Annotated in this window: 12 protein-coding genes; 5 read left to right on the forward strand and 7 right to left on the reverse strand. The window is 73.5% G+C overall.

Going from position 1 to position 13677, the window contains the following annotated elements; all coding sequences use genetic code 11:
* Nucleotides 1–13: 13 nt before the first annotated feature.
* A complete protein-coding gene (locus D9753_RS24050) occupies nucleotides 14–862 on the forward strand; it encodes an NAD-dependent epimerase/dehydratase family protein (protein ID WP_121788883.1) in 849 nt (282 codons plus the stop codon).
* 34 nt (nucleotides 863–896) lie between these two features.
* On the opposite strand, the gene D9753_RS24055 is transcribed toward D9753_RS24050, so the two are convergent.
* The gene (locus D9753_RS24055) at nucleotides 897–2240 is read right to left on the reverse strand and encodes a GH1 family beta-glucosidase (protein ID WP_121788884.1); all 1344 of its coding nucleotides are present in this window, start codon (nucleotides 2238–2240) and stop codon (nucleotides 897–899) included.
* Between the two features lie 83 nt (nucleotides 2241–2323).
* Between D9753_RS24055 and D9753_RS24060 the strand changes: the two genes are divergently transcribed.
* The gene (locus D9753_RS24060; RefSeq protein ID WP_121788885.1) at nucleotides 2324–2890 is read left to right on the forward strand and encodes a GNAT family N-acetyltransferase; all 567 of its coding nucleotides are present in this window, start codon (nucleotides 2324–2326) and stop codon (nucleotides 2888–2890) included.
* Here the strand turns inward: D9753_RS24060 and D9753_RS24065 are convergent.
* Together D9753_RS24065 and D9753_RS24070 are read right to left on the reverse strand one after the other, a co-directional pair.
* Entirely contained in the window at nucleotides 2864–3130 is a 267-nt protein-coding gene (locus D9753_RS24065) for a protealysin inhibitor emfourin (RefSeq protein ID WP_121788886.1), read from the reverse strand. The two genes, D9753_RS24060 and D9753_RS24065, sit on opposite strands and share 27 nt — an antisense overlap.
* A 21-nt stretch (nucleotides 3131–3151) precedes the next feature.
* Complete coding sequence (locus D9753_RS24070) at nucleotides 3152–4216, reverse strand: M4 family metallopeptidase (protein ID WP_121788887.1); 1065 nt, start codon at nucleotides 4214–4216, stop codon at nucleotides 3152–3154.
* A 342-nt stretch (nucleotides 4217–4558) separates the two neighbouring features.
* Between D9753_RS24070 and leuA the strand changes: the two genes are divergently transcribed.
* The 3 genes from leuA (at nucleotide 4559) to D9753_RS24090 (ending at nucleotide 8805) form a co-directional block, all read left to right on the forward strand.
* On the forward strand, nucleotides 4559–6280 hold the full coding sequence (gene leuA / locus D9753_RS24080; protein WP_121788888.1) for a 2-isopropylmalate synthase: 1722 nt from the start codon (nucleotides 4559–4561) through the stop codon (nucleotides 6278–6280).
* Between the two features lie 184 nt (nucleotides 6281–6464).
* The gene (locus tag D9753_RS24085; protein ID WP_121788889.1) at nucleotides 6465–7160 is read left to right on the forward strand and encodes a TerB family tellurite resistance protein; all 696 of its coding nucleotides are present in this window, start codon (nucleotides 6465–6467) and stop codon (nucleotides 7158–7160) included.
* Between the two features lie 463 nt (nucleotides 7161–7623).
* A complete protein-coding gene (locus D9753_RS24090) occupies nucleotides 7624–8805 on the forward strand; it encodes a sialidase family protein (protein ID WP_121788890.1) in 1182 nt (393 codons plus the stop codon).
* Here the strand turns inward: D9753_RS24090 and D9753_RS24095 are convergent.
* The 4 genes from D9753_RS24095 to D9753_RS24110 are packed head-to-tail and all read right to left on the reverse strand — an operon-like array spanning nucleotide 8757 to nucleotide 13673.
* Nucleotides 8757–9740: a dihydrodipicolinate synthase family protein gene (locus D9753_RS24095; RefSeq protein ID WP_121788891.1), complete on the reverse strand. Its 984-nt coding sequence runs from the start codon at nucleotides 9738–9740 to the stop codon at nucleotides 8757–8759. The two genes, D9753_RS24090 and D9753_RS24095, sit on opposite strands and share 49 nt — an antisense overlap.
* Nucleotides 9737–10744, reverse strand: a complete 1008-nt coding sequence (locus D9753_RS24100; protein ID WP_121788892.1) for an oligopeptide/dipeptide ABC transporter ATP-binding protein — start codon at nucleotides 10742–10744, stop codon at nucleotides 9737–9739. Before D9753_RS24100 ends, D9753_RS24095 begins: the two co-directional genes overlap by 4 nt.
* Nucleotides 10741–12717 carry a dipeptide/oligopeptide/nickel ABC transporter permease/ATP-binding protein gene (locus D9753_RS24105; protein WP_121788893.1) on the reverse strand — a complete coding sequence of 659 codons (1977 nt, stop codon included), beginning with the start codon at nucleotides 12715–12717 and terminating at the stop codon, nucleotides 10741–10743. Before D9753_RS24105 ends, D9753_RS24100 begins: the two co-directional genes overlap by 4 nt.
* The gene (locus D9753_RS24110; RefSeq protein ID WP_121788894.1) at nucleotides 12717–13673 is read right to left on the reverse strand and encodes an ABC transporter permease; all 957 of its coding nucleotides are present in this window, start codon (nucleotides 13671–13673) and stop codon (nucleotides 12717–12719) included. The genes D9753_RS24105 and D9753_RS24110 overlap by 1 nt, the downstream gene beginning before the upstream one ends.
* Nucleotides 13674–13677: the final 4 nt, after the last annotated feature.

A 13677-nucleotide genomic window follows, 5' to 3' on the forward strand; every position in this document is an offset into this window, starting at 1 on the left:
GAGGAGCACCACCATGCTGACCCTGATCACCGGTGCCACCGGACAGGTGGGACGCGGCTTCGCCGCCCGGCTGCTCGCCCAGGCCCGGCCCGGGGAGCGGGTCCGGGTGATCGTCCGTGACGAGGCCCGCGCCGCCTCCCTCGCCGCGGGCGGCGCCGAGGTCGTCGTCGGCGACCTGCGCGACACCGACGCCCTCGGCAAGGCGCTCACCGGGGTGGACGCCGTCGTCAACATCGCGGCCTCCTTCCGGGGCGTGCCCGACGAGGAGGTGTGGGCGGTCAACCGGGACGCCGCGCTGGAGCTGGGCCGGGCGGCCCGCAGCTTCGGGGTGCACCGGTTCGTGCAGGCCAGCACCATCCTGGTGTACGGCGTCGGGCGCGGACGGCCGCTGGTCGAGGACGACCCGACCGTGCCGGGCGGCGGCCCGCTGTGGACGGCCTACCCGCAGTCCAAGGCGGAGGCCGAACGCGGTCTGCTGGAGCTGGACGGGCTGGACGTCCGGGTGGGCCGTCTCGCCTTCGTCTACGGCGAGGGCGACCCGCACCTGCCCGGCATCACCCGCTGGACCGCGTCCCAGCCGGCCACCAAGCGGCACCACCTGGTGCATGTCGCCGACGCCGCCCAGGGGCTGACGCGCCTGCTGTACGCCCCCGGTGCCGGCGGCCGGATCCACAACATCGCCGACGACGCCCCGGTGACGGTGCTGGAGATCCATCAGCTTCTCGGCGTGGAGCCGCCGGCGGACGGCCCCGACCCCGACCCCTGGTACGCGATCGCCTCCACCGACCGCATCCGCCGCGAACTGGGCTACCGGCCGCTGTTCCCGACCCTGTGGAGCGCCCGCGACGCCGGTGCCCTGTAGGGGCCGGGAGCGCCGGCCCGGGCGCGGGCGGTCGTCACCTCTGCGCCCGCAGGAGGTCTCTGAACCAGTGGTAGGAGGCCTTGGGCGTGCGCCGCAGCGTCTCGCGGTCCACGTGGACGAGCCCGAACCGGCGGGCGTAGCCCTCCGCCCACTCGAAGTTGTCCAGCAGGGACCACACGAAGTAACCGCGCACGTCGACCCCGGCGGTCACCGCGGTGTGCAGCGCCCGGATGTGGCCGTCCAGGTAGGCGATGCGTTCCTGGTCGTCGAGGCCCTCGTAGGAGCAGCCGTTCTCGGTGATGACGACGGGCGGGAGCCGGTCGCCGTAGCGGTCGCGGAAGCCGGTCAGCAGTTGGGTCAGTCCCTCGGGCACCACCGGCCAGCCGAAGTCGGTCACCGGCCGTCCCTCGATCTCCCGCACGGAGAAGGGGAGCCCGGCGGGCAGTGTCACCCCGCCGTACTCGGTGGCGCCGCCTCGGGGGGCGCCCACCCGGGTCGGGGCGTAGTAGTTGACGCCGTACCAGTCGACGGGTTCGGCGATGACGAGCAGGTCGGTCTCCACGTCACCGGGCATCAGCGCGCCCATCCCCTGCGGGTACTGCCCGAGGATGACCGGTTCGGCGAACAGTCGGTTGAGCAGCAGGTCGTGGAAGCCGGCCGCCTCCGTGTCCGCCGGATCGCCGGAGGCCGGCCAGGTCGGGCCGTGGGAGTTGGCGATGCCGATGTCGGTCGCGCCGGCCGCGCGCAGGGCCCGAACCGCGAGGCCGTGGGCGAGGAGCTGGTGGTGGGCGGCCGGGAGGGCGTCGAAGAGGAGCTGCCTGCCCGGTGCGTGGACGCCCAGGGCATGGCCCAGCAGGGTGTGTTCGGCGGGCTCGTTGAGGGTGATCCAGGTGCCGACGCGGTCCCCGAGCCGTTCGGCGACGACCGCCACGTACGCGGCGAACCGCTCGGCGGTGTCCCGCCGGAGCCAGTCCAGCGAGGCGGGCAGGTCCCAGTGGAACAGGGTGGGCACGGGCCGTACGCCCGCCGCGCACAGCTCGTCCACCAGCCGGTCGTAGAAGTCCAGGCCGCCGGGGGAGTTCACCCGGGGCCAGGAGACGGAGAAGCGGTAGGCGTCCACGCCGAGGCCGGCGAGGAGTGCCACGTCCTCGGCGTAGCGGTGGTAGTGGTCGCAGGCCACCGCCGCCGTCGAGCCGTCCTTCACCCGGCCCGGCTCGGCCGTGAACACGTCCCAGACGGACGCCTCCCGCTGTCCGGCCGCTCCCTCGATCTGGTGCGCCGAGGTCGACACCCCCCACAGGAAGCCGTCCGGGAACCGCGGGACCGGAGCACCGGGGCTCGGGGCCGCCGGGCGGGGAGTACCTGCGTCAGTCGCCATGCCCGGATCATCCTTACCCCAGGTAATGCCCGTCAACGCCCGTGCGGGTCGCGGTGGTTGCGCGAGCGCCTTATGATCGCCGGATGTTCGAAGGCAGACTCGTACGACTCCGCGCCCTGCGCGCCGACGACCTGGGCGCCCAGCTCCGCTGGCGCAACGACCCGGAGGTGGCGCACTGGGCGACCGGGGGCCACCCGCACTTCGGCCCGGTGTCCCGGGAGGCCGTGGAGCGCTTCCACGAGGCCCGGCTGCGCGAGGATCCGCGGGACGGGGCCACCTTCACGGTCGAGGAGCTGGACGGCGGACGGCCCATCGGCATGGCCGACTACCGCGACCTGGACGCGTTCGCGGGGCGGGCGACGGTCGGCATCACCATCGGGGAGCGGGACCGCTGGGGCGGCGGCCACGGCTCCGAGGCGCTGCGGCTGCTGCTCGGCCATCTGTTCGGGGCCTGCCGGCTGCGCCGGGTCGAGCTGGACACCTGGAGCGGGAACGAGCGCGCCCTGCGGGCCTTCCGGCGCCTCGGCTTCGTGGAGGAGGGGCGCCGGCGGGCCGCCGTACGGGTGGGCGAGGAGTGGTACGACACCGTGGAGTTCGGCCTCCTCCGCGAGGACTGGGCGGCCTCAGGCGCCCTCCTTCAGCAGCCGTGACACCAACTCCCGCTGCTCCTCGGTGAGCCGGGGATCCGCCGCGTGCACCGTGCGGCCGTCCACCGTGATCTCGTAGCGGAAGCCGTCCGGGACGCCCGCCGGTGGCGTGTCCTGGCCGGACGTGAGGACGTGTTCGGCCAGGGTCCGCCACTCGTCGGCGTCGGGCCGGCCCGAGGTGTCGACCTCGGCCCGGCGCTCGATGCCCGCGAAACCGCCCGTGCGCCGCACTTGAATACGCATGGGTCCCTGTCTAGTACGGAACTACAGCGTCCGCACCCCCACCTCCTCCCAGGCCTTCTGCACGGCCTGGAGTTCGTCGCCGGCGCCGTACCGTTCGCGCGCCGCCTTCACCGTCAGGGCGGCGAAGTCGCCGAAGCGGGCGTCCTTCTTCAGCCGGCCGCCGGTGAGCACGTCGTACCAGATCCGGCCGGCCTTCTCCCAGGCGTAGCCGCCGAGAGCGGTGGCGGCGAGGTAGAAGGCGTGGTTGGGGATGCCCGAGTTGATGTGCACACCGCCGTTGTCGCGGCCGGTGCGGACGTAGTCCTCCATGGTGGCCGGCTGCGGGTCCTTGCCTAGGACGTCGTCGTCGTAGGCCGTGCCCGGTGCCTTCATCGAGCGCAGGGCGGTGCCGCTGACGCGGGGCGCGAGGAGCCCGGCGCCGATCAGCCAGTCGGCGTCGGCGGCGGTCTGGCCGAGCGTGTACTGCTTGATCAGCGAGCCGAAGACGTCGGAGAGGGACTCGTTGAGCGCGCCGGGCTGCCCGAAGTAGGTCAGGTTGGCGGTGTGCTGGGTGACGCCGTGGGTCAGCTCGTGCCCGATGACATCCACCGGGATGGTGAAGTCCAGGAAGATCTCGTTGTCGCCGTCGCCGAACACCATCTGCTCGCCGTTCCAGAAGGCGTTGTCGTAGCCCTCCCCGAAGTGCACGGTGGCGTCCAGCGGGAGCCCGTTGTCGTCGATGGAGTGCCGGCCGTACGCCTTCAGGTACAGGTCGAAGGTGGCGCCGAGGCCCGCGTAGGCGCGGTTGACGGTGGCGTCGGAGCCGGGATCGGAGCCCTCCGTGCGGACGCTGGCGCCGGGCAGGTCCTGGGTGCGCTCGGCGTCGTAGACGGTGCGGTGCGGCTGGTCGGCGGCGGCCGGCGCGGTGACGGCGGGTGCGCCGACGACGGTGGTCAGGCGGCGCTTGGTGCGCTGGTAGGCGTCGTGCTCCAGGGACCGGCGGGCCGGACCGGAGAGCGCGGGGTCCTCGTGGCGGGCGAGCCGGTCGAGGACGTGCGGCGGCACGATCGTGCAGAAGACGGGCGTCAAGCCCCCGTGGGTCGTCATGTTCGGACCATTGCACTACGTGATGTCGATGTCACTACGCGCCACCATGATTGGTGAAATACCGGGACAGGGAGCGCGACACTCCGTGACGCTGTGGTACGGCGATGTGGCTCGGCGCACTTTATGCCCTTTTTGTGTGGACTGGTGGCGCCGGTCCCGCATACTGGGACGGGCCCGCGCCCCCGGAGCGGCTCGGCTAGGCTGCGGAGCATCATGCGTTCCTGGCTGCTCCTTCTTAGCTGCCGCGGCGAGGGCCTGTAGTCGAGGCCGACTCCCTCCCCGCGGAGCTTGGCGTTGCGTCGTCGGCCGTCCTTCCGGACCCCTTGAGGAGCCTTACGCATCATGGCCAACCGCCAGCGGCCCAGCCGCATGCCGATCCACAAGTACGGCCGCTACGAGCAGGTCGACATCCCCGACCGCACCTGGCCCGGGAAGCGGATCACCGCCGCCCCCCGCTGGCTCTCGACGGACCTGCGTGACGGCAACCAGTCCCTGATCGACCCGATGTCGCCCGAGCGCAAGCGCCGGATGTTCGACCAGTTGGTCGCGATGGGCTACAAGGAGATCGAGGTCGGCTTCCCCGCCTCCGGCCAGACCGACTTCGACTTCGTGCGCTCCATCATCGAGGAGGAGGGCGCGATCCCCGAGGACGTGACCGTCTCCGTCCTCACCCAGGCCCGCGAGGACCTGATCGAGCGCACCGTGGAGTCCCTGAAGGGCGCCCGCCGGGCCACCGTCCACCTGTACAACGCGACCGCGCCGGTCTTCCGCCGCGTCGTCTTCCGCGGCTCCAAGGACGACATCCGGCAGATCGCCGTCGACGGCACCCGCCTGGTGATGGAGTACGCCGAGAAGCTCCTGGGCCCCGAGACCGAGTTCGGCTACCAGTACTCGCCGGAGATCTTCACCGACACCGAGCTGGACTTCGCCCTGGAGGTCTGCGAGGCGGTCATGGACGTCTACCAGCCGGGTCCGGGCCGCGAGATCATCCTCAACCTGCCCGCCACCGTGGAGCGTTCGACCCCCTCCACGCACGCGGACCGCTTCGAGTGGATGCACCGCAACCTCTCCCGCCGCGAGCACGTCTGCCTGTCCGTCCACCCGCACAACGACCGCGGTACGGCCGTCGCCGCGGCTGAGCTGGCGCTGATGGCCGGCGCCGACCGCATCGAGGGCTGCCTGTTCGGGCAGGGTGAGCGCACCGGCAACGTGGACCTGGTCACCCTGGGCATGAACCTGTTCTCCCAGGGCGTCGACCCGCAGATCGACTTCTCCGACATCGACGAGATCCGCCGTACGTGGGAGTACTGCAACCAGATGGAGGTCCACCCGCGCCATCCGTACGTGGGCGACCTGGTCTACACGTCCTTCTCCGGCTCCCACCAGGACGCCATCAAGAAGGGCTTCGACGCCATGGAGGCCGACGCGAAGGCCAAGGGCGTCACGGTGGACGACATCGAGTGGGCCGTGCCGTACCTGCCGATCGACCCCAAGGACGTCGGCCGCTCCTACGAGGCCGTCATCCGGGTCAACTCCCAGTCCGGCAAGGGCGGTGTCTCCTACGTCCTGAAGAACGACCACAAGCTGGAACTGCCGCGCCGGATGCAGATCGAGTTCTCCAAGATCATCCAGGCGAAGACGGACGCCGAGGGCGGCGAGATCACGCCGAAGGACATCTGGGCGGTCTTCCAGGACGAGTACCTGCCCAACCCCGGCAACCCGTGGGGCCGCATCCAACTGAAGACCGGTCAGTCGACGACCGACACCGACGGGGTGGACACCCTGACCGTCGAGGCCACCGTCGACGGCGAGGACACCGTCCTGACCGGCTCCGGAAACGGTCCGATCTCGGCCTTCTTCGACGCCCTCCAGTCCGTCGGCGTCGACGTACGCCTGCTGGACTACCAGGAGCACACGATGAGCGAGGGCGCCTCCGCGCAGGCCGCCTCGTACATCGAGTGCGCGATCGGCGACAAGGTCCTGTGGGGCATCGGCATCGACGCGAACACGACGCGTGCGTCGCTGAAGGCGGTCGTCTCCGCCGTCAACCGCGCCGCCCGCTGACGCCTCCCACCGGCAGTTTCGGGGCCCCGACCGTGCGGTACGACGGTCGGGGCCCCGTCGGTTCTCGGCCATCGCGCACCCCAGGTCACGGAAAGGTCTCTTCCGGGGTACTGACTCAGCTCCCGGGATGTGGCTAACATCACGCCAGTGCGGCGATGTGGCCGTGCGGTTACGGAGGTGCGACGTGCTGCCAGTACGGGGACGAGACGGCCGTGCCGCCAGGGCTGCGCGCATCCTGGGCACCCGCACCGCGTGGACCCCCGCCGGGGACGGCGACTTCTACTGCCCGGGCTGCGGCGGCGACCGCAACTACCAGCGGCTCACCGGCCGCCGCCGGCTCACCCTGCTGGGCGTGCCCGTGCTGCCGCGCGGGGCGACCGGACCGGTCGTGGAGTGCGCGGCCTGCCACCGGCACTACGGCACCGACGTCCTGGACCACCCCACCACCCGCCGCTTCTCCGCGATGCTCCGCGACGCCGTGCACACCGTCGCCCTCGCCGTGCTCACCGCGGGCGGCACCGGCTCCCGTACGGCGCTGGAGGCGGCCGTCACCGCCGTCCGCGCGGCCGGCTTCACCGACTGCACGGAGGACCAGCTCGCCGCCCTGGTCGACGCGCTCGCCGCGGACACCGGACGGTTCTTCGAGCAGCCGGGCAGCGCGAGCCTGACCATAGAGCTGCACGAGGCCCTGGGCCCGCTCGCCCCGCACCTCGCCCCCGCCGGCCGCGAGGCGCTCCTCGTCCAGGCCGCCCGCATCGCCCTCGCCGACGGCCCCTACACCCCGGCCGAACGCGACGCCCTCGCCACGGTGGGCGCGGCCCTCACCATCTGCGCCGACGACGTGACCCGCCTCCTGACAGCAGCCCGCACCCCGTCCTGACCCCCGGGACCACAGCCTGGCCTCCGCCTGCCCCCCCGGCCCGTTCGACCTCCGCCTGACAGCCCGGCGCCCGCTCGGCCTCCGCCGGGCTGCTCAGCACCCGCTCGGCCGACCGCCCGCCGCCCGCTCGGCCGAACACCCGCCGCCTGCCGTCTCCCCGCCCTGGCCGCTCTGGCCCCCGTCGGCCGCCCGGCGTCCGCCTGGTGGCCGACTGGGCGGGCCGTCGGCCTCCGGCTGTTCGCTGGGACACCCGTACAGCCGCCTGCGTCCGTCCGTCCGCCTCACGGCCGGCCGGGGCCCGGGCCCGCTTGCCGGTGCGGCCCGTCCGGCGCCTGACCGCCGGTTCGGGGCGTTGGCCCCGCCTGCCTGCCCCCCACCCCGACCGCCCGGCACCCGGGCCGGCGTCGTTCGTTCGGCCCCGGTGGAGTAGGGGTGGGGCGGTGGATGCGGCGAGGATCAGGGGGTGATCACACTGTGCCGCCGGTTTCTCGTCGGGCTGGGCCTGCTCGGACTGTGCACCGTGCCGGTGCCCGCGCACGCCTCTCCCCTCGGTTGTGTCTCCTCCGTGCCCTACGTCTCCGGGCAGGGCGGCTACGCCGCCTACCGGATCCCCGCGGTCGTCGTCACCCGGCAGGGCACCGTCCTGGCCTTCGCCGAGGGACGGCGGGACGGCGTGGGGGACACCGGGGACATCGACGTCGTCCTGCGCCGCTCCACCGACGGCGGCTGCACCTGGGGCCCGCCGGCGGTCGTGACCGCCGGGCGGGGTGACACCCGTGGCAACCCGGCGCCCGTCATCGACCCGCGCACCGGCGAGGTCGTCCTGGTGACCTGCGGCAACAGCGGGGCCGTCACCCAGGCGCAGATCATGCGCGGTGAGGTCTCCCCGGAGCGGGGCCGCCGGGTGTTCACGCAGCGCAGCCGGGACGACGGCCGGAGCTTCACGGCCCCCCGGGACATCACGGCCGGGGTGACGCGCCCGGACTGGCGCTGGTACGCCACCGGCCCCGGCCACGCCGTCGCCCTCACCCACGGTCCGCGAGCCGGCCGCCTGCTGGTTCCCGCCAACCACTCCGCCGCCCCGCCCGCCGGTTCCCGCGACACCGGCCAGGAGCCCCGCTACCACGGCGGCCACGCCCTCTACAGTGACGACTCCGGCCGCACCTGGCACCTGGGCTTCGTGGACGACGGCTACGACGGCGTGACCGACGCCGACGAGACCGCCGCCGCCGAGCTGGCCGACGGCCGCCTGTACCTCAGCTCCCGCGACCAGGGCGGCACCGCCCCCGGCAACCGCCTCGACAGCTACTCGTCCGACGGCGGGCGCACCCTGGACCGCCCTTACGCCGTCCAGCCGGCCCTGAACGACGTCCCGGTGGTCCAGGGCAGCGTCCTGCGGCCCCACGCCCCCGGCGCCCCGCTGCTGTTCTCCGCGCCCTCCGTGCCGACCGCCCGCCGCGCCCTGGCCCTGTGGTCCAGTACGGACGCCGGCCGCACCTTCACCCGGCTGCTCACCCTCTCGGACCGCCCGGCCGCCTACTCCGACCTCACCCAGCTCGGCCCCGGCACGGTCGGCATCCTGTACGAGACCGGCGGTCAGCGCCCGTACGAGTCGCTTGAGTTCCGCAGGCTCCCGCTGCCCTGAGAGCAGGGGCCGAGCAGCCCGGCCGCCGTCAGGAACCTGCCGACCCTCTCGACCTCCGCGCCGGACAGCGGCACCTGCGGTTCGGCCGTCACCGGGCAGTCGATGACGCCCCGCAGATGCAGTGCCGCCTTGAACGCGCCCAGCGCGGACGAGCTGCCGCCCATCCGCGCCGGGTCCCCGACCCCGGTCAGCCCGAACAGTGCGCACAGCCGCTCCTGTTCGGCCCGCGCACCGTCCGTGTCACCGGCCCGGCACAGCCGGTACAGCCGGACGTAGCCGTGCGGGTCGACGTTGGCCAGCCCCGGCACCGCCCCGTCGGCGCCCAGAGCGAGCGCCGAGTCGGTGATCAGCTCGGAGCCGGTCAGCACGCTGAACCCGGGGTGGGCGCGGGCGCCGGTGACGACCTCCCGGAAGGCCGCCAGGTCCCCGCTGGAGTCCTTGACCCCGGCCAGCACCCCGTCCCCGGCGAGCCCCAGCACCAGGTCGGCGGGGAGCTTGGCGTGCACGGCGGAGGGGATGTCGTAGGCGATGACCGGGACGGGGCTGGCGGCGGCGATCCGGCGGTAGTGGTGGACGATCTCCGCGGGGTGGGTGCGGGCGTAGAACGGCGCGGTGACGACGACGGCCCGCGCGCCGGCCGCGGTGACCGCCGCCACGTGTTCGAGCACCCGCGGGGTGGTCATGTCGATGGCACCCGCGAGGACGGGGAGCTGACCGGCCACGTGGGCCGTCACGGCCGACACCACCTGGCTGCGCTGCGCGTCCGTCAGGAAGGCCGCCTCCGACGTGGAGCCGAGCAGGAACAGCGCGTGCACCCCGCCCTCCACCAGATGGCCGACCAGGCGCAGCAGCGAGGGCACGTCCACCTCGCGCTCCGGTGTCAGGGGCGTGCAGACGGGCGGGACGACACCGGTGAGCGGGGCGGGGAAGGTCATCGGGGCTCCTGGCGAGCGGGGTCGCGGGTCGGCTGGTCCTCCTCCACAGGATGGTGACAGCGGTAGCGGTGTCCCGGCCGCGACGCGGCCGAGAAGTCCGGCATGGCCTCGGCGCACACCGCGTCCGCCTTCCAGCAGCGGGTGCGGAACGGGCAGCCGCTCGGCGGCCGGGTCGCCGACGGCACGGGCCCGGTCAGCGGGATCGGTTCGACGGGGTCCAGCAGGCCGGGCGTGGCCGAGAACAGGGCGCGGGTGTACGGGTGCCGGGCGGCGTCGGTGACGCGGCCGGCCGGGGTCTCCTCCACGATCCGGCCGAGGTACATGGTGATCACCCGGTCGCTCATCCGCCGCACCGTCTGGATGTCGTGGGAGACGAACACCATGGCGAGGCCGAGGCGTTCCCTCAGGTCGAGCAGCAGGTTGAGGATCTGCGCGCGGACCGAGACGTCCAGGGCGCTGGTCGGTTCGTCGGCGACGAGCAGGGCGGGGTCCAGGGCCAGCGCGCGGGCGATCGCGACGCGCTGGCGCTGCCCGCCGGAAAGCTGCCCGGGCACGGCGTCGGCGAGGGCCCAGGGCAGGCCGACCAGGGCCATCAGCTCCCGTACCCGGTCCTCCCGTTCGGTCCGGGTGCCGCGGGCGTGGACGTCCAGCGGGTCGCGCAGGACCCGGCGGACGGTCAGCCGGCGGTTCAGGGCCGTCGACGGGTCCTGGAAGACCATGCCGACGCCCGCGCCGACCGTGGCCCGGCGTTCGGCGGGCGGCATCGTCCACAGGTCCCGGCCCCGGAACGTCACCGTTCCGCGCGCGGGCCGCTCGATGCCCACCAGCACCTTGGCCAGCGTCGACTTCCCGCATCCCGACTCGCCGACCACGCCGACCGTCTCACCGGCGCCGACGCGCAGGGTGGCGCCGGTCAGCGCGTACACCCGGTCGCGCCGGAACAGGCCGCCGCTGCGCGCCCGGTGGACGACGTGCGCGTCCCGTACCTCGACGACAGCGGTCACGGGCGGGCCTCCTCGTTCCGTGCCGACGTCAGGTCCACCGCCGGGTGGTGGCAGGCGGCCGTGTGCGCGGGGATGCCCGCGAGGACCGGGGCGGCCGTGCGGCACACCTCGTCGGCGAGCGGGCAGCGGTCGGCGAACCGGCAGCCCGGGGGGAAGCCGGCGGGGGCCGGTACGACCCCCTTGATCTGTGCCAGCCGTTCCTCGGCGGACTCCAGCGACAGCACACCGGCGAGCAGGCCGCGCGTGTAGTGGTGGGCCGGCGCGGCCACCAGGTCGGAGGTCACCCCGCTCTCCACGATCTGCCCGCCGTACATCACCACCACCCGGTCGGTGACGTCGGCGACGAGCGCGAGGTCGTGGGAGACCAGGAGCAGCGCGAAGCCCAGTTCCCCGCGCAGCCGCAGCAGCAGCTCCATGATCTGGGCCTGCACGGTGACGTCCAGGGCCGTCGTGGGTTCGTCGGCGACGATCAGGGACGGGTCGCGGGAGAGGGCCATGGCGATGAGGACGCGCTGGCGCTGCCCGCCGGACAGTTCGTGCGGGTAGCTGCGCAGGGTGCGCTCCGGATCGAGACCGACCAGTGTCAGCAGTTCGCGCGGGCTGCGGCGGCCCCCGCGCCGGACGAGCTGCCGGAGCTGGGCGCGGACGGTCATGGCGGGGTTCAGCGCGGACAGGGCGTCCTGGTGGACCATGGCCATCTCGTGGCCGAGCAGCCGCCGCCGGGCCCGCGCCGGTTCGGCGAGCAGGTCCCGCTGCCGGAACCGCACCTGGCCCCGCACCCGCGCCCCCTCCGGTTGGAGGCCCATGACGGTGAGCGCGGTCAGCGACTTCCCGCACCCCGACTCGCCCACCAGGCCCAGCACCTCGCCGGGATACACCTCGAAGCCGACGCCGGCCACGATGTCCACGCCCCGGTGCCGGCCGGGGAAGCCGATGGCGAGGTTCTCCACGGCGAGCACCGGCTGCCCGTCCCGGGAGGGCAGCGGCCGGGCCCGGGAGCGCAGCCGCCGGGCGGCCTCGGTCAGTCCGGGCAGCGGAAGCACCTCGCCGCTGCCGGGCTCGGGTGTCTCCAGCCGGTCCGCCGGCGCCGCCACCTCGCGCGGCGCGGGCGCGGCCCAGGCGTCGGAGACGCCCTCGGACAGGATGTTCAGCGACAGCACGGTCAGCAGGATCAGCAGCCCGGGGAAGACGGTGGCCCACCAGCCGCCGGTCAGCACCATGTTCTTGCCGTCGGCGATGACACTGCCCCAGGACGGGTCGGGGGGCCGTACTCCGGCGCCGATGAAGGACAGCGACGCCTCGAACACGATGGCCTCGGCGACCTGGACGGTGCAGAACACCAGCACCGGGGCGGCACAGTTGACGGCCACGTGCCGCAGCACGATGTGCGGGGTGCGGGCGCCGATGACCCGTTCGGCGGTGACGTAGTCCTCGCCGTACTGGTCCAGGACGTTGGCCCGGACGACGCGGGCCACCGGCGGGGTGAACAGGAAGGCCAGGGCGCAGATCAGCACGCCGATCCCGCCGCCGAACACGGCGACGAGCACGGCCGCGAGAGCGATGCCGGGGAACGCCATCACCACGTCGAGGCAGCGCATCAGCGTCTCGTCGACGGATCGGCGGGAGGTCGCGGCGAGCGCCCCGAGCAGTGCCCCGGCGACCAGGGCGAGCCCGGTGGCGCCGAGCCCGATCGCGAGGGACCACCGGGCGCCGTACATCAGCCGGCTCAGGATGTCCCGGCCCAGGCTGTCCTGGCCCATCCAGTGCGCGGCGGACGGCTGCCCGGTGCCGCCGGCCGGGTCCTGCTGGTCCAGCGGGTCGTCCGGGGCGAGCAGCGGGGCGAGTACGGCGACCAGGACGACCAGGGCCAGGAAGCAGACGGCCGCCTTCGACGACAGCGGCAGCCGGCGCGGGCCGCGCGGCCGGACGCCGGGCCGGGGGAGCCGCTCGGTGAGACGCGCGCGCGTGATCATCAGCCCGCCCTCATACGTGGGTTGACCAGCAGGTACAGGAGGTCGATGACGAGGTTGACGACCACGAACCCGGTGGCGGTGGTCAGGACGACCCCCTGCACGACGGCCGGGTCACCGTTCTGCACGGCGTCGATCATCAGCTTGCCCATGCCGGGCAGCGAGAAGATCGTCTCGATGACGACGGCGCCGCCGAGGAGGTAGCCGACGCGCAGCCCCAGCACGGTCAGCGGATTGACCAGGGCATTCCTGAGGACGTTCCGGCCGACCACCACCCGGGGCGGCAGTCCGCTGCCGATCGCGGTGCGCACGTAGTCCTTGTCCAGCTCCTCCACGACCGAGGTCCGCACGATCCGGGTCAGTTGCGCGGCCACCGGCAGGGACAGTGCGACGGCGGGCAGGGTCATGGTCCGCAGCCAGCCGGTGACGGAGTCGGCGGGGTTGACGTAGCCGCCGGTCGGGAACCAGCCCCGGTCGACGGCCAGGTACTGGATCATCAGCAGTGCCAGCCAGAATCCCGGCGCCGCCACCCCCACCAGCGAGACGACCCGGATGACCTGGTCCGGCACCCGGTCCCGGTACACGGCCGCGGTGACCCCGCCCGCCAGTGCCGCCACGACCGCGAGCGTGAGACCGAGGAAGGTGAGCTGGAGGGTGAGCGGCAGCGCGGTGGCGACCTGGTCGGCCACCGGGGCGCGGGTGAGGGCGCTGGTGCCGAGGTCGCCGTGGAGCAGGTCGCCGACGAAGTGGACGTAGCGCACGGGCAGCGGGTCCAGCAGGCCGTTGCGTTCGCGGAAGTCGTGCAGTTGCCGGGGGGTCGGATTGGCGCCCTGGAAGAACGCGGACGCGGGGTCGGCGTCCGAGAACCGCATCACCAGGAAGACGAACAGCACGATGCCGAGGAGCAGCGGTACGAGCAGGACGACCCGGCGGAGCAGGATGCGTACGACGGCTGTCATGCCG

It is taken from the genome of Streptomyces dangxiongensis (assembly GCF_003675325.1).
Lineage (GTDB): Bacteria > Actinomycetota > Actinomycetes > Streptomycetales > Streptomycetaceae > Streptomyces > Streptomyces dangxiongensis.

What these genes read in the sequence shown, in the direction of transcription:
- D9753_RS24050 (WP_121788883.1), top strand. Translation starts at nt 14, where the DNA reads ATGCTGACCCTGATCACCGGTGCCACCGGACAGGTGGGACGCGGCTTC.
- D9753_RS24055 (WP_121788884.1), bottom strand. Translation starts at nt 2,240, where the DNA reads ATGGCGACTGACGCAGGTACTCCCCGCCCGGCGGCCCCGAGCCCCGGT.
- D9753_RS24060 (WP_121788885.1), top strand. Translation starts at nt 2,324, where the DNA reads ATGTTCGAAGGCAGACTCGTACGACTCCGCGCCCTGCGCGCCGACGAC.
- D9753_RS24065 (WP_121788886.1), bottom strand. Translation starts at nt 3,130, where the DNA reads ATGCGTATTCAAGTGCGGCGCACGGGCGGTTTCGCGGGCATCGAGCGC.
- D9753_RS24070 (WP_121788887.1), bottom strand. Translation starts at nt 4,216, where the DNA reads ATGACGACCCACGGGGGCTTGACGCCCGTCTTCTGCACGATCGTGCCG.
- leuA (WP_121788888.1), top strand. Translation starts at nt 4,559, where the DNA reads ATGGCCAACCGCCAGCGGCCCAGCCGCATGCCGATCCACAAGTACGGC.
- D9753_RS24095 (WP_121788891.1), bottom strand. Translation starts at nt 9,740, where the DNA reads ATGACCTTCCCCGCCCCGCTCACCGGTGTCGTCCCGCCCGTCTGCACG.
- D9753_RS24105 (WP_121788893.1), bottom strand. Translation starts at nt 12,717, where the DNA reads ATGATCACGCGCGCGCGTCTCACCGAGCGGCTCCCCCGGCCCGGCGTC.
- D9753_RS24110 (WP_121788894.1), bottom strand. Translation starts at nt 13,673, where the DNA reads ATGACAGCCGTCGTACGCATCCTGCTCCGCCGGGTCGTCCTGCTCGTA.